The 19,070-nt window shown below is 51.2% G+C and carries 21 protein-coding genes; 20 read left to right on the top strand and 1 reads right to left on the bottom strand.

Going from position 1 to position 19,070, the window contains the following annotated elements; genetic code table 11:
* Positions 1-106 precede the first annotated feature (106 nt).
* The 19 genes from IM317_RS22880 (at position 107) to mobC (ending at position 16,566) form a co-directional block, all read left to right on the top strand.
* Complete coding sequence (locus IM317_RS22880) at positions 107-1,033, top strand: hypothetical protein (protein ID WP_003036404.1); 927 nt, start codon at positions 107-109, stop codon at positions 1,031-1,033.
* 146 nt (positions 1,034-1,179) lie between these two features.
* Positions 1,180-1,365: an AlpA family transcriptional regulator gene (locus IM317_RS22875; protein WP_003036401.1), complete on the top strand. Its 186-nt coding sequence runs from the start codon at positions 1,180-1,182 to the stop codon at positions 1,363-1,365.
* Between the two features lie 121 nt (positions 1,366-1,486).
* Positions 1,487-2,074: a DUF2857 domain-containing protein gene (locus tag IM317_RS22870; protein ID WP_003036399.1), complete on the top strand. Its 588-nt coding sequence runs from the start codon at positions 1,487-1,489 to the stop codon at positions 2,072-2,074.
* Entirely contained in the window at positions 2,064-2,273 is a 210-nt protein-coding gene (locus tag IM317_RS22865; RefSeq protein ID WP_003036397.1) for a TraR/DksA family transcriptional regulator, read from the top strand. Before IM317_RS22870 ends, IM317_RS22865 begins: the two co-directional genes overlap by 11 nt.
* 396 nt (positions 2,274-2,669) lie before the next feature.
* Entirely contained in the window at positions 2,670-2,891 is a 222-nt protein-coding gene (locus IM317_RS22860; protein WP_003036394.1) for a hypothetical protein, read from the top strand.
* Positions 2,892-2,961: 70 nt separating this feature from the next.
* Complete coding sequence (locus IM317_RS22855) at positions 2,962-3,606, top strand: lytic transglycosylase domain-containing protein (RefSeq protein WP_003036391.1); 645 nt, start codon at positions 2,962-2,964, stop codon at positions 3,604-3,606.
* Positions 3,603-3,881, top strand: a complete 279-nt coding sequence (locus tag IM317_RS22850) for a TrbC/VirB2 family protein (RefSeq protein ID WP_003036389.1) — start codon at positions 3,603-3,605, stop codon at positions 3,879-3,881. The genes IM317_RS22855 and IM317_RS22850 overlap by 4 nt, the downstream gene beginning before the upstream one ends.
* Positions 3,882-3,892: 11 nt before the next feature.
* The gene (locus IM317_RS22845; RefSeq protein ID WP_003036386.1) at positions 3,893-6,640 is read left to right on the top strand and encodes a VirB3 family type IV secretion system protein; all 2,748 of its coding nucleotides are present in this window, start codon (positions 3,893-3,895) and stop codon (positions 6,638-6,640) included.
* A 22-nt stretch (positions 6,641-6,662) separates the two neighbouring features.
* On the top strand, positions 6,663-7,391 hold the full coding sequence (locus IM317_RS22840) for a type IV secretion system protein (RefSeq protein WP_003036383.1): 729 nt from the start codon (positions 6,663-6,665) through the stop codon (positions 7,389-7,391).
* Positions 7,392-7,402: 11 nt separating this feature from the next.
* Entirely contained in the window at positions 7,403-7,675 is a 273-nt protein-coding gene (locus IM317_RS22835) for an EexN family lipoprotein (protein WP_003036380.1), read from the top strand.
* 78 nt (positions 7,676-7,753) lie between these two features.
* The gene (locus IM317_RS22830) at positions 7,754-8,785 is read left to right on the top strand and encodes a type IV secretion system protein (RefSeq protein ID WP_003036377.1); all 1,032 of its coding nucleotides are present in this window, start codon (positions 7,754-7,756) and stop codon (positions 8,783-8,785) included.
* 89 nt (positions 8,786-8,874) lie between these two features.
* Positions 8,875-9,015 (top strand): hypothetical protein, encoded by a 141-nt coding sequence (locus IM317_RS22825; protein ID WP_020078407.1) that lies wholly within the window; start codon positions 8,875-8,877, stop codon positions 9,013-9,015.
* On the top strand, positions 9,008-9,691 hold the full coding sequence (locus IM317_RS22820) for a virB8 family protein (RefSeq protein ID WP_003036371.1): 684 nt from the start codon (positions 9,008-9,010) through the stop codon (positions 9,689-9,691). The genes IM317_RS22825 and IM317_RS22820 overlap by 8 nt, the downstream gene beginning before the upstream one ends.
* Complete coding sequence (gene virB9 / locus IM317_RS22815) at positions 9,688-10,578, top strand: P-type conjugative transfer protein VirB9 (RefSeq protein ID WP_003036368.1); 891 nt, start codon at positions 9,688-9,690, stop codon at positions 10,576-10,578. Before IM317_RS22820 ends, virB9 begins: the two co-directional genes overlap by 4 nt.
* The gene (virB10, locus tag IM317_RS22810; protein ID WP_003036367.1) at positions 10,575-11,879 is read left to right on the top strand and encodes a VirB10/TraB/TrbI family type IV secretion system protein; all 1,305 of its coding nucleotides are present in this window, start codon (positions 10,575-10,577) and stop codon (positions 11,877-11,879) included. The genes virB9 and virB10 overlap by 4 nt, the downstream gene beginning before the upstream one ends.
* On the top strand, positions 11,869-12,888 hold the full coding sequence (virB11, locus tag IM317_RS22805; protein WP_003036362.1) for a P-type DNA transfer ATPase VirB11: 1,020 nt from the start codon (positions 11,869-11,871) through the stop codon (positions 12,886-12,888). Before virB10 ends, virB11 begins: the two co-directional genes overlap by 11 nt.
* Positions 12,889-12,948: 60 nt before the next feature.
* The gene (locus IM317_RS22800; RefSeq protein ID WP_003036360.1) at positions 12,949-13,251 is read left to right on the top strand and encodes a TrbM/KikA/MpfK family conjugal transfer protein; all 303 of its coding nucleotides are present in this window, start codon (positions 12,949-12,951) and stop codon (positions 13,249-13,251) included.
* A gap of 699 nt (positions 13,252-13,950) precedes the next feature.
* Complete coding sequence (locus IM317_RS22795; RefSeq protein WP_023337491.1) at positions 13,951-15,810, top strand: type IV secretory system conjugative DNA transfer family protein; 1,860 nt, start codon at positions 13,951-13,953, stop codon at positions 15,808-15,810.
* Between the two features lie 9 nt (positions 15,811-15,819).
* A complete protein-coding gene (gene mobC / locus IM317_RS22790; protein ID WP_003036354.1) occupies positions 15,820-16,566 on the top strand; it encodes a MobC family replication-relaxation protein in 747 nt (248 codons plus the stop codon).
* Positions 16,567-16,759: 193 nt separating this feature from the next.
* On the opposite strand, the gene IM317_RS22785 is transcribed toward mobC, so the two are convergent.
* Complete coding sequence (locus tag IM317_RS22785) at positions 16,760-17,707, bottom strand: ArdC family protein (RefSeq protein WP_003036351.1); 948 nt, start codon at positions 17,705-17,707, stop codon at positions 16,760-16,762.
* A 514-nt stretch (positions 17,708-18,221) separates the two neighbouring features.
* Between IM317_RS22785 and IM317_RS22780 the strand changes: the two genes are divergently transcribed.
* Positions 18,222-19,070, top strand: an 849-nt coding sequence (locus IM317_RS22780) for an SIR2 family protein (protein ID WP_193362532.1), incomplete at its 3' end; no start/stop codon positions are given.

The raw sequence follows: 19,070 nt of genomic DNA, 5'->3' as shown, positions 1-19,070 counted from the left end.
TTATAAAATAGGGTTCATTTGTACATTATCGATAATATTCATGAATAATGAAACAGTGAATCGTAATTTAAGTTTTGCATAGAAAAATATGTAAAAGGAGTTTTTCATGTTGAAAAGCAGCGAGATCATAAACGGTTCGCTTCCGAAACCTGACTGGGTAACCATACAAGAAGCCGTTAACATAATTAATACAGAGAGCAACGAAAGAATCAAAGAGAGTGATATTTACCGTTATGCATTATATAATAAAATTAATCTCGCCATATACTTTCAATCTCCAATTATTCTGAGAAAAATAAAATATGCATTTCAAAAAGTAAAAATGCATCCAGCTAGAGGGACATTGATTCATCGTTTATGTCTGCTAGAAAAAAATAGCTTTATTAATGGATGGGACTCAATTTTCAGTACTGAGGGCAGATACGTCCACTCCACACAAAATATTATTGATACATCACTTATTGGGTTTGAATGTATTTTAATAAAGCAATTTCTCGCATGCTCATTGAATATACCATTACCAATTATTGGGAAAAACACGGTAAATTATGGCATCACTGTTACTATGTCCAATGAAGTTTTTCAGCTGTTTGAAAAAACAACCTGGAAGTGTAGAATTGAACATCAAATAAAAAACCTACCAACAGATCTGGCGTTTGATATTATGGAGAGAATTTCTTCAGAGGGAACGATAAATCAAAATACAAAGCAAGAATATTTCCCCCTCTATAATTTGCCTCAGGATTCCTGCTTTGTTATTCGTTACTCAGAGATTGAGAAACTAATTAGCACCCAGGTTACAGAGAAATCCCTCCCCTCTTCAACTAGAATATCCACACCCTTGTCAAGGTTATTTTGGCTCGCTTGTAGGCACAATGATGTTATCAGTCCATTAATAAAACAACCCTATAAATTATTGACAATTTTTGAAGAATGGGCGGCAGCTGATGGTATCACTGACCGTCTAAGCGGTGATACTTTAAAAACAGCACTAGAGCGTGGCTCCCCTCCGTCCTCATCCTTATTAAATTGATATTGTGTTTATCTGTCAACAATATGATCCCGTATTTAGTTTATTAAACCCCGTAATACGGGGTTTACCACTACCACTTCTCCTTCCGTTATGCTTTTTTATTATCTCCAGGCATACCAATGTTTGTTTTGCTACAGGAGACAATCATGACATCACATCAGTTATTACGCTTAAAAAAGGTTGAAGAAAAAACCGGCTTGAAACGTTCACAAATCTATCTGTATATGAAAGAGGGTACATTTCCTCGTTCAATAAAAATCGGACCAGCCAGTGTGGCCTGGCTGGAATCAGAAATTGACGAATGGATCAATATTAAATTGTCCCGGCGCTAAACGCGGTCAAGGGAAGGCGAATTAAAGCAACTGATTCAACTAAATACCCTCCAACAGGCTATATACCCAGATATTTCTGCATCTATCTTGCCTGTTGAACAAAATATACGGAATACATATTATGATCCCTTCACTAAATTACGCCGTACTCACCAATGCCCTGCAGGCGCTTAATGAAGGCAATATTCGTCACTGTGAAGATCTCGGTTTCACATTTGACGAAATGAATGCCCTCAGCCAGCTCTCGCCAGATGCACTCTTTACGCTGAGCCGAGCAGCCGCGCCTTTTATCGCAGTCTCGCTACGCCACGATGTTCTGCACCAGTTGCTGGCCCATTCTGGTCAGGAAGAACAGCGCCGACAACTAATTGACCGGGCCATACGACTGGGCGGCTCCATCGCACTGATGAACCACTATTTTGGTCTCACCTCCAATGAAGTCTGCCTTCGCCGTCGGTTGCTGGGTGTCAGCGTGCCGTATGGCCGAACGCCTGAACCGGATGAAAAGACAGATGTGGCTATCTGGTTGCAATGGCAGCAGCGCAGGGTAGAAAACCTTGAATCGCCCGATGCACTGATCACCATGATGCAGGTGACGGAAATCCTGCAGCCAGAGGCCGAAGCGCTGTCACTCACCACGGTCTGGAAACGTATCGCACTGTGCGAACAGGAAGCCGCTACTGGCAGGAGGACTCTCCATGCCGGATGAGATCGACCGCGATCAGGAATTTAATGAACAGCGACTGGAGGAGATGATTGAGCAGAACCGTTTTAAGCCGGGTTCAACACCATCATTATTTCACTGTCGTATATGTGGTAAACCTATTCCTGAAAAACGACGGCAGACTCTGCCGGGCATAACCACCTGTACAGAATGTCAGGAACAACTTGAGCATCGCAGACGCTAATAATAGCGATAAAGACGTTCGGGGATATTATTTCTCTGCACGTCTTTCTGTTTCCATTAAAATAGAATGCCTTCTTTATTATCTGTTCTGCATCCTTCTCCCTCTTTCCGCATCTGATAATCCTCGCCAGTTTATCTCTCTTATTTTTGTTTTGAATTTATCGTTTATATCCCGCACTGAATATCTGATTCTGAAAATGCCATAACAACATGGTTGCCCTGATGGACGTTCATTCGTCCAGGCCGGGGATTGTTCTTTAACAAATTGGATCGGGCTGTCACGTAACCACAATTCAGGGTGCCGCTGAATGTTCTCGCTGACCCGTTAAAACCGGAATGCAGAACCGGGATGTGACCTTTTTATTGCTTTCACGGCTATTTTATTAAAGGAAATACCATGAGAAAACCCAATTATCACGTCTTTATCACTCAGGAAAGTCAGCCCGATGCACAGGGCGAGAAAAACACGTACTGGACCAGGGTTGGTGTGGCCTTCGCACATAACGGTAAGCCTGGCCTGAATATCGTGCTGATCCCCGGTATTGCGGTTTCAGGCAGGCTGGTACTGCTTGAACCGAGAGAAGAGAGTGACATTTCACAGGATGCCGCAGCCGTTTAACCCGCTTTTGTCCTTCTCCCCGGTAACGTGTTTTTGTATACGCTGCCGGACCCACGGTTACGAGGCCACTATGCTTTCCACCACAGCCTTTCTGGCGCTGGCGACGCAGTGCGCCACCAGTGTTCACCCGTCCACGGCACTTGATGTGGCACGGGTCGAATCCGGTTTTCACCCTTACGCCATTGCTGAAATCGTGCCGGGCGGCAAAGGTGTGATTTCACATTTTCCCGCAAGCCATGATGAGGCGATGAGCCTCACCGGACGGCTGGCGGCGCAAGGCCGACGCTATTCGGTCGGCCTGATGCAAATCACCAGCACCAATTTCCGCCATTACGGCGTCACGGCCAGCGACTTACTTAACCCTTGCATCAATCTGTCGGTATTTGAGCGCATTCTCGCCGACTGTTACCGGCGCGGTAGCACTCTGAAACGAGCGCTCAGTTGTTACTACTCCGGCAACTTTGAAACCGGTCAGCGACCGGAATCCGCCTTTAACCAGACCAGCTACGTACAGCGCATTGGCTATGTCGTCCCGTCCACCCGGGAAGACCGGCAGCGAGCCCCTGACCCGAGCACACAACCGTCTGCCCGTTATCCCGCCGTTGTGCTGCGCGGCGAGCCTGCCGGTGCCACTGCGCCGATCCTGACTTCCCTGCATTATCCCGATTCCGTCATTCGCGGCGCTATCCCTGTTATCCCTGATGAGGAGAAATGATCATGCGTAAACGCCGTTACTCCGCTGTTGTTTCCGTGCTGCTGTCTGCCCCGGTGCTGGCGGCGAACAGTGGTTTTAACAAGGCCAATGAAACACTGAGCAATACCTCGACCGGCCTGCTGGGACTGGCCGCCGTCACCATCACACTGGCGACTATGTGGGTGGGCTACAAGGTGCTGTTCGACGGCAAGAGCCTGCATGACATGCGTAACATCATCATCGGCGCGATCCTGATCGTCGGCGCGTCCGGCTTCGGTGCCTACTGGGCGTCATAAGGGAGGCAACGATGGCTACGCTGAATAAAGCACTCACGCGGCCTGCCGCCATTATGGGTATTCCTCTGGTGCCGTTCGTTCTCGTCAGCGGGGCCATCGTCCTGCTGGCAGTCTATGTCAGCTATTACCTGGCGATTATGCTCATTCCTGCATGGGCGGAAATGAAAAATAAAACCCGAAAGGACATTCATTATTTCAGTCTGCTCTGGCTGGCGTTTAAAACCCGTGGGCGGCTTTTCACCAATACCCATTTTGGCGCGAATGCCCTGCTGGCAAACCAGTACGATAACGTTGATGTCTCGGAGTTTATTCAGAAAATGAAATTAAACGAGCGTATTACGCTGGATAAATATATTCCGTACTCCTCCCATATTCACCCTTACGTCATCAGAAACCGTCACCGTGATTTGGTTGCCACCTGGGAGCTGGACGGCACAGTCTTTGAATGTGAAGACGAACATCACCTGACCCTGATGGCCACGCACCTGAATAACGTTATTCGTTCGTATGAGGGTCTGCCGGTAACATTCTATATTCACCGGCTCCGTGAAAAATACCATGATGTTTTTGAAGCCTGTTCGGGTATTCCCTTTTCCGATGAGGTAACACGTCGGTATTACCAGCCGGTAAAAGACAAACCGTTATGGCGGCACCGGCTGTTTTTCACCGTCTGCTACGCGCCGTTCTCTCAGATTGAGAAGAAAACCATGAAAGCGCAGTCGCACAGTAAACGCCAGGCAGCACTGGATGACGCGCTCAAAATCATGCTGGAATACCGCGAAGCACTGGAATCTTCATTATCCCGCTATATGGCAACGCCGCTGGGGATATATGAAGAAAACGGGCGGGTGTATTCCTCACAACTGGCGTTCTTCCATCGTCTGCTTACCGGTCAGTGGCAGAAGGTGGCCGTAACGCGCTCACCATTTTATGAAACGCTCAGTACGCCAGACGTCTTTTTCACCACCGACACCGGTGAATGCCAGACGGTCAGCGGTTCCCGTTTCTTCCGCAGCCTGGAGATTAAGGATTATTCCCCGGAAACCCATACCGGTATGCTGGATGCGCTGCTGTACGCCGAAAGCGAGTATGTTCTGACGCAGTCCTTTACCTGCATGGCACGGGATGAGGCGCAGAATCATATCCGTCTGGCGGAAAAACGGCTTAACTCCACGGACGACGACGCGACTTCCCAGCGCGAAGAGCTGATTGTCCTGCGCGACCTGCTCCAGTCCGGACATGTGTCGTGCGGTAAATTCCACTTTTCCCTGCTGATCTCCTCAGACAGTGCCGGACAGGTGGTGAAGGACACTAACGTTCTGGCCCAGCCCTTCGCCGATCTTGGTATTATGACAACGCTCTCCACCCTGTCACTGCCCGCCGCGTATCTGGCGCAACTGCCGGGCGTGTATACGCTGCGACCCCGACTGGTGGCCGTCAGCAGCCAGAATTTTGCCGATATAGCCTGCCTGCATAACTTCCATCCCCACAAACGCAGCGGTAATCCGTGGGGGGAAGCCATCGCCATCCTCACATCTCCCGGCGGTGGCGGGTATTACCTGAACCTGCACGACAGCCAGGCCGGGCGGGATGACACCGGTGAGAAAACGCCGGGGAATACGGCGATTATCGGGAAAACCGGATCCGGCAAAACCCTGCTGATGACCATTATGCAACAACTGATGCAGAAGTACCGTAACCCGGCGTCGTTTGCGCCTTCTGCCACCATCAAACGGCTGACCACGGTGTATTTCGATAAGGACCGGGCGGCGGAGATGGCGATCCGCCAGGCGGGCGGGCGTTATTTCCGCATCCATACCGGCGAGCCCACCGGCTTCAACCCGTTTGCGCTGGAGCCAACCCGCCGGAACATCAGTTTCATCAAACGGCTGGTGCGCATGCTGTGCCGCCGCAACGGTAAGCCGCTCGATCCGCGCGATGAGGAGCGGATCAGTGCCGCCGTGGACACCATCATGCTGGACTATCCGCCGGAGTACCGCCGGTACGGGATCACCCGGCTGCTGGAAGTGCTGCCGGAGCCGCCGACCACAGACGCCCGCACCAACGGGCTGCGTATTCGCCTGAAACAGTGGGCGCAGAGGGGCGAGTTCGGCTGGGTGTTTGATAACGAGGCCGATACTTTCACCATCAGCGATGTCGATAACTTTGGTATCGACGGCACCGAATTTCTGGATGATGACGATATTCGCGGCCCCGTGACCTTTTACCTTCTGTACCGTGTGACCAGTCTTCTGGATGGTCGCCGCCTGGTGATGTTTATGGATGAGTTCTGGCGCTGGCTGGCCGATGTCGAATTTTCCCGCTTCTCCCTCAATATGCTGAAAGTCATCCGAAAGCTGAACGGTATCTTCGTTCCGGCAACACAGTCACCGGATGAAATCGTCAGACACCCCATCGCCCCGGCGATTATTGAGCAGTGCGGTACCCAGATTTTCCTCGCCAACCCGAAAGCCAGCCATGCGGATTACGTGGAGAAAATGAAAGTGCCGGAAAGTGTTTATGACACGGTCAGGAACCTGGATCCGGGCGAGCATTATATGGTCATCCTGAAAACACCGCTGCGGGCCGGGGAAACCCGCCCGTTTGTGGCGATGGCGAAAATGGATCTGTCCGGGATGGGTAAATTCACCCGGCTTCTCAGCGGCAGTGAGGACAACCTGAAAATATTCGATGCCATTTATCAGGATGGTATGCGACCTGATGAATGGAAAGATACTTTTTTTGACCGGGCAATCTGAAAGCCAACCTGAGGTACTATCAATGCGTTCCAGGAATCACCGTCTGGCATTATTGTTATTTTTCTCGGCGCAGGCGTTCAGCGCCGGAATACCGGTTTTCGACGCCGTGCAGAATACCGAATCCATTAACCAGTGGATGCAGAAACTACAGCAATGGGAGGGTACGGTTACCCATTATAAAAGCGAACTTAATGCGTATAAGAAACAACTGGCTACCGCAACCGGCGTGCGGGATATTCAGGGTTTTCTCAGTGATGCCCGAAGCCTGAAAACCGATATTGATAATCTCCGTAAGAACGGTATTTCACTGGATGATCTGCTGACCACGCAGAACAGTTCATATTCTTATGAACTGCAACACCTTTACAGTAAATACAAATCGTTCAGCGTATGCAGCGAGGAACAGGAAGGAATAAAATATCAGGCCCTGGCCGACAGTTGCAAACAGATAATCCTCAATCAAGCAATGGCGATTGAGAATACCACTGACGTTGAAAACAGGATTAACAGCACACTCAGCGATATATCAGACTTATCTGACCGTATATCGAATGCGCAGGACTCGAAAGAGTCTCAGGATCTGGCTAACGCCATCGCGGCGAAAAGCGTACAGTTAAATGCGCTGACGAATCAGTGGGAGATGTCTGTCAGGCAGGCTGAACAGCGAACGACATTGCTGGAACAGCAAAGACAGAAAGCCTTTGAACAGCAGCAGCTAACGGCACCTGTTGCTGACCTTAATAATTTATAAGGAGGTTATCCGTGCTCAGATCCTTATTCACCTTATGCACACTCTCAGGCGTGATATTACTGTCCGGCTGCAAGGAAACCAAATCCGAAGCCTGGTATAAGCAACATCCTGACGAAACTTATGCGGTTTATACGCAATGCCTGAAGGATGGCGAGGCAAGCGATAACTGCGAATTTGCCCACCGGGCAGCACTTATGTTTGCACAGGAAGGCCAGCCCGGGGTTAAGGAAAAATTCGAGGCGATATTTCAGCAGGAAGCTGCAAAACGAAATGCAGTGACATAGTAATAATATTTCCTCCAACAAAACAGGGAATTCTCCCTGTTTTTTTATTTCCTTTCTTTAAATATCAGGTGAGGCACCATGTCCGGTGGTATTTTTGTTGGTATGGACAAAAACATCATGGATGGACTGAATGCTGTACTGGAAGGTCAGTCTTCCACTTACGGCACGATGATCAGCGTCATCATTGTCAGCTCTTTTACCTTATTTATACTGTATCGCGGTTATCAGACACTGGCTGGCAAACTCCGGACCCCGGTTGAAGATGTCGTCTGGGATGTGGGGCGAATGTTGCTGATCACCACCTTTGTGTTAAACCGGGATGGCTGGCTTGATATGGCGGTAGCGGCTATCCAGGGACTCAAAGACGGTGTCAGCGGCGATGATAATATCTGGGCGCTGCTCGATACTGTCTGGGGAAAGGCACAGGCGCTGGGGCAAAAGTTATTTAATATGGACACATCAACTTACGTCAAACTGAATGGCGGCCTTGCCGAAGTGCTGGTATGGGGCGGCTCTATTGTCCTGCTGATGGCAGCCACCTTTGTCAACCTGCTCGCCGAAATCACCATCCTGTTAATGACCACCACCGCGCCGCTCTTTATTTTCTGCCTGCTGTACGGTTTTCTTAAACCGATGTTTGATAACTGGCTGAAAACGATTTTTGCGGCAATATTAACGATCATGTTTTCCGCCTTATCCATCCGTATCGCCATTAATTACCTGAATAAGATACTGGATGCTGCAACAAAAACATCCGCTGAAACCAATATGGTCACGCTGGCGGCGCAGTGCCTGCTGGCCGGGATAGCGGCAGGTGTGATGGTCTGGTTCTCCGCGAAGCTCGCCAGCGCACTCAGCGGGGCCGCCGTACAGGCGGTGCTGCAGGGGGCAGCCATGAGTGGCCTGAGCGGACTGGCGAACAAATCCGCCGACCTCGCCGGAGCGGGGGTAAAGGGCGGTGCCCGCCTGACTGCGAAAGGCGGCATGGCCGTCGCAGCGGCGACCGGCAGACTCACCGGCGCAGGCGCGGGTAAAACCGTGAGCGCCTGGCAGAAACGCGCCGCAGCCATCGAAAGCATGAAACGCCTGAACCGGCAGCGTCACCGTTAATCCTCCCGATCCTTAATTTCCTTTCCCCGTCACGCCGTGGCCTGCGCCACCGGTGCGGCATTCCTGCATCCATACGATAAGGGGCTTCCATGAAATTCAGCATCATCCTTCTGATGCTGTGCGCGCTCACGGGCTGCGCACGGCATCAGGGCGACCTCCCACCGGTATCCGGCGAACCCGAGCCAGTGAATTCCCCCGCCATCATTCAGGAGCTGACTCACCATGTCTGATATTCAGAACATTGTTAATGTTTCCCGCTCTTTTGAATCCATACTGCTGGAAAAGGAAGAACGTTCCCGAAAAACCGCCTGGCGGGTGGCCGCTGCCGGACTGGTTCTGGCCGCAATGGCGATTGCGGCCATTATTATTCTGCTGCCGCTGAAAACCTCCGACACTGAATTATGGTCAGTGGATAAACAGACCGGGCGCTATGAATATATGACCCGCGTGAAGGAGCGGGATATTGCTGCTGAAAAAGCGCTGGCACATTCACTGGCAGCACACTATGTCAGACTTCGCGAGGGATATAATTATTTCTCCCTCCAGCGTGATTATGACGACGTGCAGTTATTTAACAGCGACAGCGTGAACCGGGACTATCTGGACGGGTTTAACGGCGACCAGGCACCGGACGTGATTTTTAATAAGGCGGAATATGTCGTTTATATCGCCATTATTTCCAATGTGCATGCGCCTGCCACCGGGCCGGATAATCTGGCAACACTGCGTATTAAGCGCACAATCCGTCGTGTTGCTGATAATTCCGTGAAAACGGATGTGTGGAATATCCGCCTCACTTACCGCTACGTCCCGCACCGGCAACTGACCGACAGCCAGCGCGAAGTGAACCCGCTGGGCTTTATCGTCACCAGCTACCAGCGCGATAAAGAGCTGGGGGGGGAATGATGCTGAAACATCCCCTGCTCCTCTCTGGCTTAATGGTGTCATGCCTGGCATGGGGCGCAGCGACACCGCGCGGCAGCGCGTATGACAGCCGGATGCAGAACGTCACGTACAACAGCCAGAACGCCACGGTCGTCAGTACCCGCCCCGGCTACGTCACCATGCTGGTGTTTGATGACGGTGAAACCGTTATCGATGCGCAGGCGGGTTTCCCCAAAGGCTGGACCGTGACGAAAAGCGACAACCGGGTGGGCGTCAGCCCGAACCCGATTACCCAGCCGGTCACGGACGCCAGCGGCAACAACGTCAGCCAGGTGTTTCTGCCGACGGCAAAAGACTGGAAAACCAATCTGTTCGTGGTGACCTCGAAGCGCGATTACAGCCTGGAACTGAACGTGCTGGATAAAGACTCGCCCGCCCAGGCCTTTGTTATCCGCTACCGCTATCCCGACGAACTGCGAAAAAAGTCTGCCGCCGCCAGCGCCGCCCGTCAGCAACATCAGCAGGAAGCACTGGACCGGCAGCGGATAGCGGCGGCATTCGGGCAGGCCACCACGCCGCGCAACTGGCGCTATACAAAACGGGTGGCAGCTGGCTCAGCCTCCATCGCCCCGGACTTTACCTGGGATGACGGTCGTTTTGCGTATATCGGTTTTTCTCCTGCGAAAACCCTGCCATCCGTTTTCCGGGTGGTGAACGGCCTGGAGCAGGCGGTCACGCCCCGAACCATTAAACAGGGCAACTACACCGTGATGGCGGTTCCGGCATCGCCGCAACTGGTTCTGCGTTACGGCACCTCGGTGGTGGGGATCGAAAACGACGGATCCGGGCGTATCCCGCTGACCAACAGTGACACCGTTTCGCCGTCCGTTACGCTGGAGGCAAAATGACCGACAAATCTTTCCCGGACGAACCGGAAAAAACCACCGCAGAACGGGAAGCGGAAGCCCGTGAACGCGCCCACGCGGCAATGGCATATCAGGAGCCGGAGCAGAAAACGCCGCCCGGTCAGCCGGAAGTGACCCGTTTCCGTAAAGCTTCAGGTCGCCGCATGCTGATCGTCAGCCTGCTGAGTCTGGTCCTGGTCATCGCGCTGGCATCCGGTGGCGATCGTCTTCTCAGCGCCCTGAAAACGGGTGATGAGAAAGAATCTGGCACCGCGCCGCCCTCCTCCGGTACGGTGCAGCATGAGCGTAAGAATCTGGGTCTGGACAGTAACCCGTTTGGCCTGTTCGGGCCTGGGAGGCAGGAAAGCACAGACCCTGCCAGTCAGAGCGCCCCGGCCACTCCAGCTCTGCCGCCCGGGCCGCCCGCCCTGAACAAGGCGGCAGCACTGGCAGACGGGCTGAACAGCGACAGTACAGGGTCAGGCGACGATACACGCACGTCCCGAAGCGGATCGCGCAACAACGCGGGAACGTCGGGCAGCCCGTCAGCCTCCACGGCGTACACATCCTGTCAGTCTGTACTGGTCAGTGGCGAAGATGGACGTCTGCGCTGCCCGGATACGACAGCACCGGCAGGCAGCAATAACAACGACAATCCGGGCGTTGCCAGTGTCACTGGTGTCAGGCGGCTGGGCCTCGATCCCGATCTCTATATCCCGGTGGATCGTTATATTCCGTGTTCGATGATGCGGCGCTTCGTATCCGATGTTGGCGGTCATATCTCCTGCCTGATTGGGGAGGATGTCTGGAGCGCCAGCAACCATGTGAAGCTGATCCCGGCCGGAACAGTCGCCCGTGGCGTCTACCGCACCGGCGCACTGCAACACGGGCGCAGCCGGATGTTTGTGCTGTGGACGGAGCTGCGCACGCCGGAGCCCGGCAGCCTGCAAATCCCGCTCACCGATACGCAGGCCACCGGCCCGCTCGGCGAGGCAGGGATCGCGGGCTGGATCGACAGCCATTTCTGGGCGCGTTTCGGCAACGCCCTGATGCTCAGTACCGTGCAGGACGTGGCGGCAGCGGCATCAGATGCCGCGCCGGGTAAAGACCGCAATACCGACTATACCGAAAACACCCGCGCCGCCACGGCGGAAATGGCGAAAACGACGCTGGAAAACAGCATCAATATCCCGCCCACGATGTACCTGAACCAGGGCGATGTGATCGGCATCATGACCGGTACGGATATTGATTTTTCCTCTGTTTATCAACTACGGCTGAAAAAGAAATGGTATGAACGCTGAAAACCTGTCACTGGATTTTATGAAAAACCGGCTGTTTGGCGACTTTCTTGCTCAGGATGGCCTGACAGAAATTGCTGTTAACCGGCCGGGTGAGCTGCATACAAAAATTCGGGGAAAATGGCAAAAACAGGCATCCCCCATCACGTTGCGTCAGTGCCATGCTTTTGCCAGAGCGCTGGCGTCCTGGCATGACGATAATATTGACGATACATCACCCATCCTTTCTGCAACATTAGGATCTGGCGAACGTATTCAGGCGATTATTCCTCCGGCCTGTGAACGTAATACGGTGTCCATTACGCTGCGCAAACCCTCGTTTGAGCAGAAAACACATCAGTCATGGATTGATGCGGGATTTTATCAGCGCGTGGCCGGTCAGGAAAAAACGGAAAGTCAGGATAATGCACTAATCCGGTTATATCACAGCGGGGATATTCCCCACTTTATGGAAAAGGCGGTGGAATACGGCAAAACGATTTTTATTGTGGGTGAAACCGGCTCCGGCAAAACCACCTATATGAAAACGCTGCTGCATTATATTCCGCTGCATCTCCGTCTGGTAACGATTGAGGATAATCCCGAAATCCGTTTTTATCACCACAGCAATTATGTTCATCTTTTTTACCCGGCGGATGCCGGGGATAATGCTATTGTCACGCCCGGCAGGCTGATCCGTGCTAATTATCGTATGAACCCTGACCGGATATTACTGGCGGAAATTCGTGGGCGGGAAGCGTGGGACGCGCTGAAAATTGTCGGCTCCGGGCATGAGGGGTTAATCACCTCCCTGCATGCGGGCTGTCCGGCAGAATGTATTGAAGGGATCATTGACCGCTGCTATGAAAACCCCGACTGCCGGAACATTCCTTTTGATGTGTTGTTACGCAAGGTACTTAAAAGCATTGATGTCATCGTCAGCATTGATATACACGGCGATGTGCGCCGGATGAGTGATATTTACTTTAAGCCAGTTCATTTAAACAGCACGAAAGAGACATTCAGAAAATAACCCCGACAAATAACATTAGCCAAAAAACGCAACCTTTAATTAATCATAATGGTAACTGAAATGAAAAAAGCAATATCCTCCGTATTATTGTTCTGCGTTATTGCATCATGTTCAACATCTGTACTGGCTGCTGATGCCTGCGAGGTGGTGTTATGTATGTACGGTAAAGCAACCGGAAATGGCGGCGGCAGTGAATGTCATTCCGCTGAACGTGCATTCTTTAATATCGTGATAAAGAATAAACACGGCTTTCTTCCTGACCATACGGCCGATGCCAGACAATCATTTTTAAGTGAATGTGATTTGGCAGACCCTGCGGCTATCAGTCAGATCATCAGTAAATATGGCCGCATTCGTGGTTAATACTGGCGAGACGGGCACAGAGCATGACGGTTTTCAGGTTTTTACGGCTTCTATTTTTCGCGGATTAAGAAGCGAAGAAACAGGGGCCGTAAAAATGAGGCTGCGGACAGAAATATTTTCGCGGGTTAAGGAGCGAAAATAATTCAGGCACCGCACCTCACCTGCAAACAGCCGCGCCCACGCGGATTTTGCAGGCCGGGGGGAGCCGGATAAATTTCGCCGCCCCAGCGAGCGAAAAGCTGTCGCCCACGACAGCGGTTTACCCGGGGGGCGCAGCCCCGCACACCGTCGCAGCTAAGTCTCCGGCCCAAAGCCGGTAGCGTGGCGCGACCACCCTCTTTAAAGGTCAGCTTCCCTTTTATTCCCGCTGCGAGGAACGAGCAAAGGGAAGAAAAAGGCGAAAGCGACCGTCTTAAAGAGGGTGGTCGCGCGTAGCGGACGACGGTGTGCCGCCTTTGACCCTGGGGGTTTTGGCGTGGCGTCCAGCCGCGACATTACCCCCATGCACCGAGCAATAAGGGCGTCCAGCCCGCATGTACCGGCGCACGCCGTTTCGTGCAGGGAAGCATGCTTTCCTGCACATGGCCGCACAGCGGCCACCTTCTTTACCCCATACGCTCGCCCCGTCTTTTCGCCCGACACCGTGGGGCGAACTGATGGGGCGATGTCATGGGGCGAACTGCTGACGAAGGAGGCATCGTGATTTTGAATAAGCTGGCCGTTTCACTGTCGCCGATAGTGAATGGGATGCTGGCGGTGCTGGCTTTTGTGCAACAGCATCAGCTGATGCTGGCGCTGTTATCGGGGCTGACGATGCCGTTTTTCGCCTCGTTGAAAAGCGATGAACGGCAAAAAGCCCCGCTGTGGCAAAAGATGATTATTGCTTTTTCAATGCTGTGTTTTCTCTCCGGCACACTGGCCCCGATAGTTATCGGATCCTTCCAGTGGCTGTATAAGACCAGACTCACCAGTGATAATACGGTACTAGCCTGGTCAGCACGGATTGCTTTCACTGTGACCGGGATTATTTTTCATATTATACTTCGCCGGGTATTCACGCCGGAACTGGATAAAATAAAGAAACGCCTTGTTAAAAAAACCACCCTTGAACGGGAATTGCGCACCGATGTCCGCACCGTAAAGTCCCTGCTGCCGGAAACACTGCATTATGATCCGCTGGATTATATCGACCTGAATAAAGGCATTTTTACTGGCATGGACAGGGAGAACGAACCAATGTATCTCCCGTTAAATGACTGGCAGAAACAGCACGCGGATATTATCGGCACCACCGGAGCCGGTAAAGGGGTAGCTGCCGGGATATTGCTATATCAAAGTATTATTGCCGGTGAAGGAGTGTTTGTTATGGACCCCAAAGACGATGAATGGGCACCACACCTTTACCGGAAAGCCTGCGAGGATGCAGGAAAACCCTTTGCCTTAATTGACCTGCGAAAACAGCACTACCAGTTAAATCTGATTGAAGATATCACGCCCGATGAACTGGAAGAATTGTTCGTAGCAGGTTTCAGCCTGGCGGAAAAAGGGCAGGAATCGGATTTTTATCGCATTGATGACCGAAAAGCCGCGCGTATCGCCGCACAATTTGTCAGTGATAATCCATCGGCAACAATCCGTGATGTCTATAACGGTGATTACGTTCAGGGAGTTGCCGAAAAAATCAAAGCATTTTTCGGCAAGATTGAGGAACTGGCAATACTCAATGCCATTAACTCACCAGAAGGCTTTTCGCTTAAGCACATATTTGATGAGGGCGGCTGCTGTTATGTTGTCGGCTCCATGCGAAACAGCAAAATTATTACCGCCCAGCGCATGCTGCTGGTTCGCCTTTACCAACTGGCAGAAAAGCGCGATCGAGTAACAGACGTACCCCGCCCCATTGCTATTTATCTTTCCGAGCTGAAATACCATTTATCCAGACCAGCGCTGGAAGGTTTAGGTGCGGCGCGGGATAAAGGCGTACACATTATTATGGACCACCAGTCCATCGCCGATTTAAACGACTGCCCGGCAGATTTGAAAGGTGACGCCGTTGTCGGTGCGGTTGTTGAAAATGCAAAATTCAAGCTGGTATACCGGGTTATGGACCCGGATACAGCGGAATGGGTGGCGAGAATGTCAGGCACGATTCTGGTGGATGATGAACTCCGTAAAGCGAAAACGGATAATATGCTGACGGAAACGATCGACAGTGAGCGCACAATCCGCCAGGCCGAACGTTTCTTTATTGACAGCAATATGATCCTGAACCTGCCCGATTTTGTCAGCTTTATCTTTACGACAAAAACGCTACCTTCTGCTTCACTGATTTCACCGATAAAGGTCAGAAAGCGTCAGCTAAAAATCTTCTCGGTTTCCCCTGATATTGCCGCATCGGCGGCACCGGTGAAAATCGCACTGGATTTTGACGAGGATGATAAACCATCCATACAGGATGTAATGACAACGTACCCGGATCTTTTCTTCAACGGAAGCGAAGTCAAACCGGCAGAGCCCCAACCTGATGAGGGAGAACACCTGTCCCCGCTGGATTTTTAAGGAGCGGTTATGCTGATTTCGACATATCACGAGCGCCAGACACGCAACAGAGAAAAAATAAAACAACTGCTGAACTTCCTGAAAGAAGAAACCTACAGCGATTTCAAAACGCTGATGCTGCTATTTGGTTTCCGGGATCATAAATCGCTTTATTCGCTGCTGGCAAAAACTGAGAAAATGGGGTTAATCCAGAAGCATGTGCTTGAATCACGGACAATGAAGATTTCATTATGGGGGATCACCAGCGACGGGCTGGCGGTGGTGTTAACCCCGGATGATAAAATCTTTCCCGCGAGGTTTGAACCGTTCAGAATTACCGGCTGGACGCTGGAGCATCATCTTGATAATCAGGCCGCCAGACTTATTCTGGAGAAAAAAGGTGCTTCGGGATGGATTAACGGCGACCGGACCACTTTTATCAGCCAGTATCAGGTGAAACATCGCCCGGACGGGTTACTGACCCTGCCTGACGGTAACGTTATTGCCATTGAAACCGAGCGCCGCCTGAAAACCCGAGCTCGTTATCAGTCGATCATGGCAAGCCACCTGCTGGCCCGTACCCGCAAGCAGTGGATTTACGTTTTTTATGTTGTACCCGATCCACAGAAGAAGCGTGCACTTGAACTGCTGTTTGACAGCATCAGGCATGTCATCATCAACCATCAGCACGTCCCGCTGGAAGAACGCCACCGCCGGGTGTTTCGCATTTATACCCTTGATGAACTGAAACGCCTGTCATTAGACAGCTATACGTAAGCTTTTACACAGGCCAACATGGTGGCCTCACCGGCCTGGCGGCGATACCGCCAGGCCAGAAATTATTTATTCCACTGCGAGGCGCAGACTGTTCGGTACTCGCTGTGCTGCGTTCCGCCTCAGCCTGCGCCTTGCAGCGTTGCCGGTTAAAAACCATGTAACCGCATTCCCTTGCGGTTGTCCGGCTCCGGCCTCAGAGTTTATCCATCAGATAACGATGCGCTTTAGAGGCGGCGCTGGCCGCTTTGAAAATATAGCGCCTGTCGTTTTTCAGAGCTTTCAGCCAGGAAGCAATGTAGCTTTCATGTTGTACCTCTCCCTCAATCCCCAGGTCCGCCATCAGAAAAGCACTTCCCAGCTCCGCCACCAGTTCTTCCTCTGCATAATCCGCACTGCCAAACTTCCCTTTCATTTCACGGTTCAGGCGTTTTTTACCCCCACTCCAGTGGACAAGCTCATGCAGGCCGGTAGCATAGAAGTTAGCCGCATCAGCGAATAGATGGCGCTCCGGTAACCAGACTTCATCAGTTGATGGGCTGAAAAAGGCGTTTTGTCCTTTCTCAATGATGTTTGCGCCGCTCTTCCTGAACAGATTTTCAGCCTGCGGCAACGGGGCAAATGTCGCTTCCGGACTGACAGTTACCTTTGTCAGAGGCAAGCCGTCGATTTGCTGAACGTTAAACACGGTGAAAGTTTTCAGCATCGGGATATGGTCGATTTCTCCGGCGTCGTTTTCCTTCTCCAGCGTGGTGTAGAAAATGGCTGTAGTGCCACGTTCACGCGTGCGAACCTGTCCACCTACCGACTGGGCCTGTTTATAGGTCAACCAGCGTGAATCGCTGAACCCCTGTTTTGATGCACTGCTCCACAGCAACATGATATTCATGCCACTGTAGGCCACGCCGGTGGCGTAATTAGATGGCAATCCAGACATGCCGGATACACGCTGCCACGGGCAGGACCAGGGTTTAACACCGGCTTCCAGCGCTGCAATGATGTTGTCGGTAACGGTCTGATAAATATCCTTTCTGGTTTTAGAAAATTTCGTTTTTGAGGAGCCTGACGGGTCCAGCGGGGATACGCTGGTCGCCGCTGCGGTGTTAGGGGCGCTTGTCCGGGGGTAATGCAGGGAAATTGTCATGGTTTTTTCTCCGTCAGTGTGTGATTTTCGTCTTCGTATCGCCTGACGGTTCGCTTTCCCGGCATCGTTCTGTCCTGCAAGGGCGCAGCATGCGTGCCATTTACCCTTGCGGGACGGGTTGTGTTGGGAAACGATTAACCTGAAGTAGATACGGAGAACGAAAAGTGCACAGGAGAAAAAACTTGCCCCTGCATAGCGGGTGTAGCGCCCCTTAGTTCGCTGCGGTGAAATGTTGTTGGGAAAGGCAGTGTTTTGCATTAAAAATACGGTTCATGTTTTGCTTTCAGACTAGATGTTCACATGCCCTCTATTGATTATCGCACAGTGCTATATCTGCATATCTCTTAAGATCCGAGATACACGCTACCAGCTAAAGCTGAAGCAAAAAGAAGAAAATTAGTCCCAAAAAGTTCTCGATGACAGCTCGTAAAAGTGGTGCAATTATGTGCAGTAACGGTAAGATAATTCCTATCTACACACTAAAATTAAACTTAAGGAAGCGTTTACTGTGGCAATGCAACGAGCATACTACGGTCAGGATCGGGATCGAGAGTATTTTGAGCGTGTTTTTCAGTCAGCAAACATCAACTTTCTTATCGGCTCCGGAGCGTCACTACCAGCTATCCGCATACTAGGAGATATCGAAGCGCAACTAGAAGAGCACGTGCGTTCAGGAGATGACTTAGCCTATTTTCAGCAAGCAGGCGATTTTCTAACCTCAGTTTGGGAAGCTAATGACGTTCTACTCGATAGAACTCAGCAAGGTATACCGCATAGTCAACCCACGTTAGATAACGTAACTGTCACTCGCACCTATTACTCCAGTTTCCTACACTCTCTTGAAAAGATTCTTACCCAAAGAAGAACTGGCCTATTACCTAGGAGAATAAATCTCTTTACCACAAATTATGATCTGTTTATCGAAGATGCTGCCGTCAAAAGCTATAACGTTATCTTAAATGATGGGTTTAGTCGGCGAGGAAATTTGTATGGTGCACATTTATTTGATCCAGCCAGCTTCTACCATACGACTCATGCTACTGGAAACCTTTATAACTATAGCGTTGAGCTACCGACAATAAACCTGATTAAGCTTCATGGTTCTTTATCATGGCTTAAATATAAAAATGATTTTTACTACCAAGTACCCCCATTGAGACCTGTAGCTTTTGCTACCCATGAAGAACTAAGAAATTGGGTGCTATCACATGCACTCATTCTTCCCAGAAAGGATAAATTTCGCGAAACTCTTCTTGAAAATATCTATTACGATCTTCTTAGAAGTTATTCTAATGAATTAGACAAGGAAGGAGCATTGCTTATAGTTTTTGGTTTCTCATTTGCAGATGAACACATAGAGACG

Source organism: Enterobacter cloacae complex sp. S3, from assembly GCF_014930495.1.
Classification (GTDB): domain Bacteria; phylum Pseudomonadota; class Gammaproteobacteria; order Enterobacterales; family Enterobacteriaceae; genus Enterobacter; species Enterobacter asburiae_B.
Note: the sequence above shows the minus strand (reverse complement) of the source record. Positions and strands in the feature narration are given on the sequence as shown.

What these genes read in the sequence shown, in the direction of transcription:
- IM317_RS22880 (WP_003036404.1), top strand. Translation starts at nt 107, where the DNA reads ATGTTGAAAAGCAGCGAGATCATAAACGGTTCGCTTCCGAAACCTGAC.
- IM317_RS22875 (WP_003036401.1), top strand. Translation starts at nt 1,180, where the DNA reads ATGACATCACATCAGTTATTACGCTTAAAAAAGGTTGAAGAAAAAACC.
- IM317_RS22870 (WP_003036399.1), top strand. Translation starts at nt 1,487, where the DNA reads ATGATCCCTTCACTAAATTACGCCGTACTCACCAATGCCCTGCAGGCG.
- IM317_RS22865 (WP_003036397.1), top strand. Translation starts at nt 2,064, where the DNA reads ATGCCGGATGAGATCGACCGCGATCAGGAATTTAATGAACAGCGACTG.
- IM317_RS22860 (WP_003036394.1), top strand. Translation starts at nt 2,670, where the DNA reads ATGAGAAAACCCAATTATCACGTCTTTATCACTCAGGAAAGTCAGCCC.
- IM317_RS22855 (WP_003036391.1), top strand. Translation starts at nt 2,962, where the DNA reads ATGCTTTCCACCACAGCCTTTCTGGCGCTGGCGACGCAGTGCGCCACC.
- IM317_RS22850 (WP_003036389.1), top strand. Translation starts at nt 3,603, where the DNA reads ATGATCATGCGTAAACGCCGTTACTCCGCTGTTGTTTCCGTGCTGCTG.
- IM317_RS22845 (WP_003036386.1), top strand. Translation starts at nt 3,893, where the DNA reads ATGGCTACGCTGAATAAAGCACTCACGCGGCCTGCCGCCATTATGGGT.
- IM317_RS22840 (WP_003036383.1), top strand. Translation starts at nt 6,663, where the DNA reads ATGCGTTCCAGGAATCACCGTCTGGCATTATTGTTATTTTTCTCGGCG.
- IM317_RS22830 (WP_003036377.1), top strand. Translation starts at nt 7,754, where the DNA reads ATGTCCGGTGGTATTTTTGTTGGTATGGACAAAAACATCATGGATGGA.
- IM317_RS22825 (WP_020078407.1), top strand. Translation starts at nt 8,875, where the DNA reads ATGAAATTCAGCATCATCCTTCTGATGCTGTGCGCGCTCACGGGCTGC.
- IM317_RS22820 (WP_003036371.1), top strand. Translation starts at nt 9,008, where the DNA reads ATGTCTGATATTCAGAACATTGTTAATGTTTCCCGCTCTTTTGAATCC.
- virB9 (WP_003036368.1), top strand. Translation starts at nt 9,688, where the DNA reads ATGATGCTGAAACATCCCCTGCTCCTCTCTGGCTTAATGGTGTCATGC.
- virB10 (WP_003036367.1), top strand. Translation starts at nt 10,575, where the DNA reads ATGACCGACAAATCTTTCCCGGACGAACCGGAAAAAACCACCGCAGAA.
- virB11 (WP_003036362.1), top strand. Translation starts at nt 11,869, where the DNA reads ATGAACGCTGAAAACCTGTCACTGGATTTTATGAAAAACCGGCTGTTT.
- IM317_RS22800 (WP_003036360.1), top strand. Translation starts at nt 12,949, where the DNA reads ATGAAAAAAGCAATATCCTCCGTATTATTGTTCTGCGTTATTGCATCA.
- mobC (WP_003036354.1), top strand. Translation starts at nt 15,820, where the DNA reads ATGCTGATTTCGACATATCACGAGCGCCAGACACGCAACAGAGAAAAA.
- IM317_RS22785 (WP_003036351.1), bottom strand. Translation starts at nt 17,707, where the DNA reads ATGACAATTTCCCTGCATTACCCCCGGACAAGCGCCCCTAACACCGCA.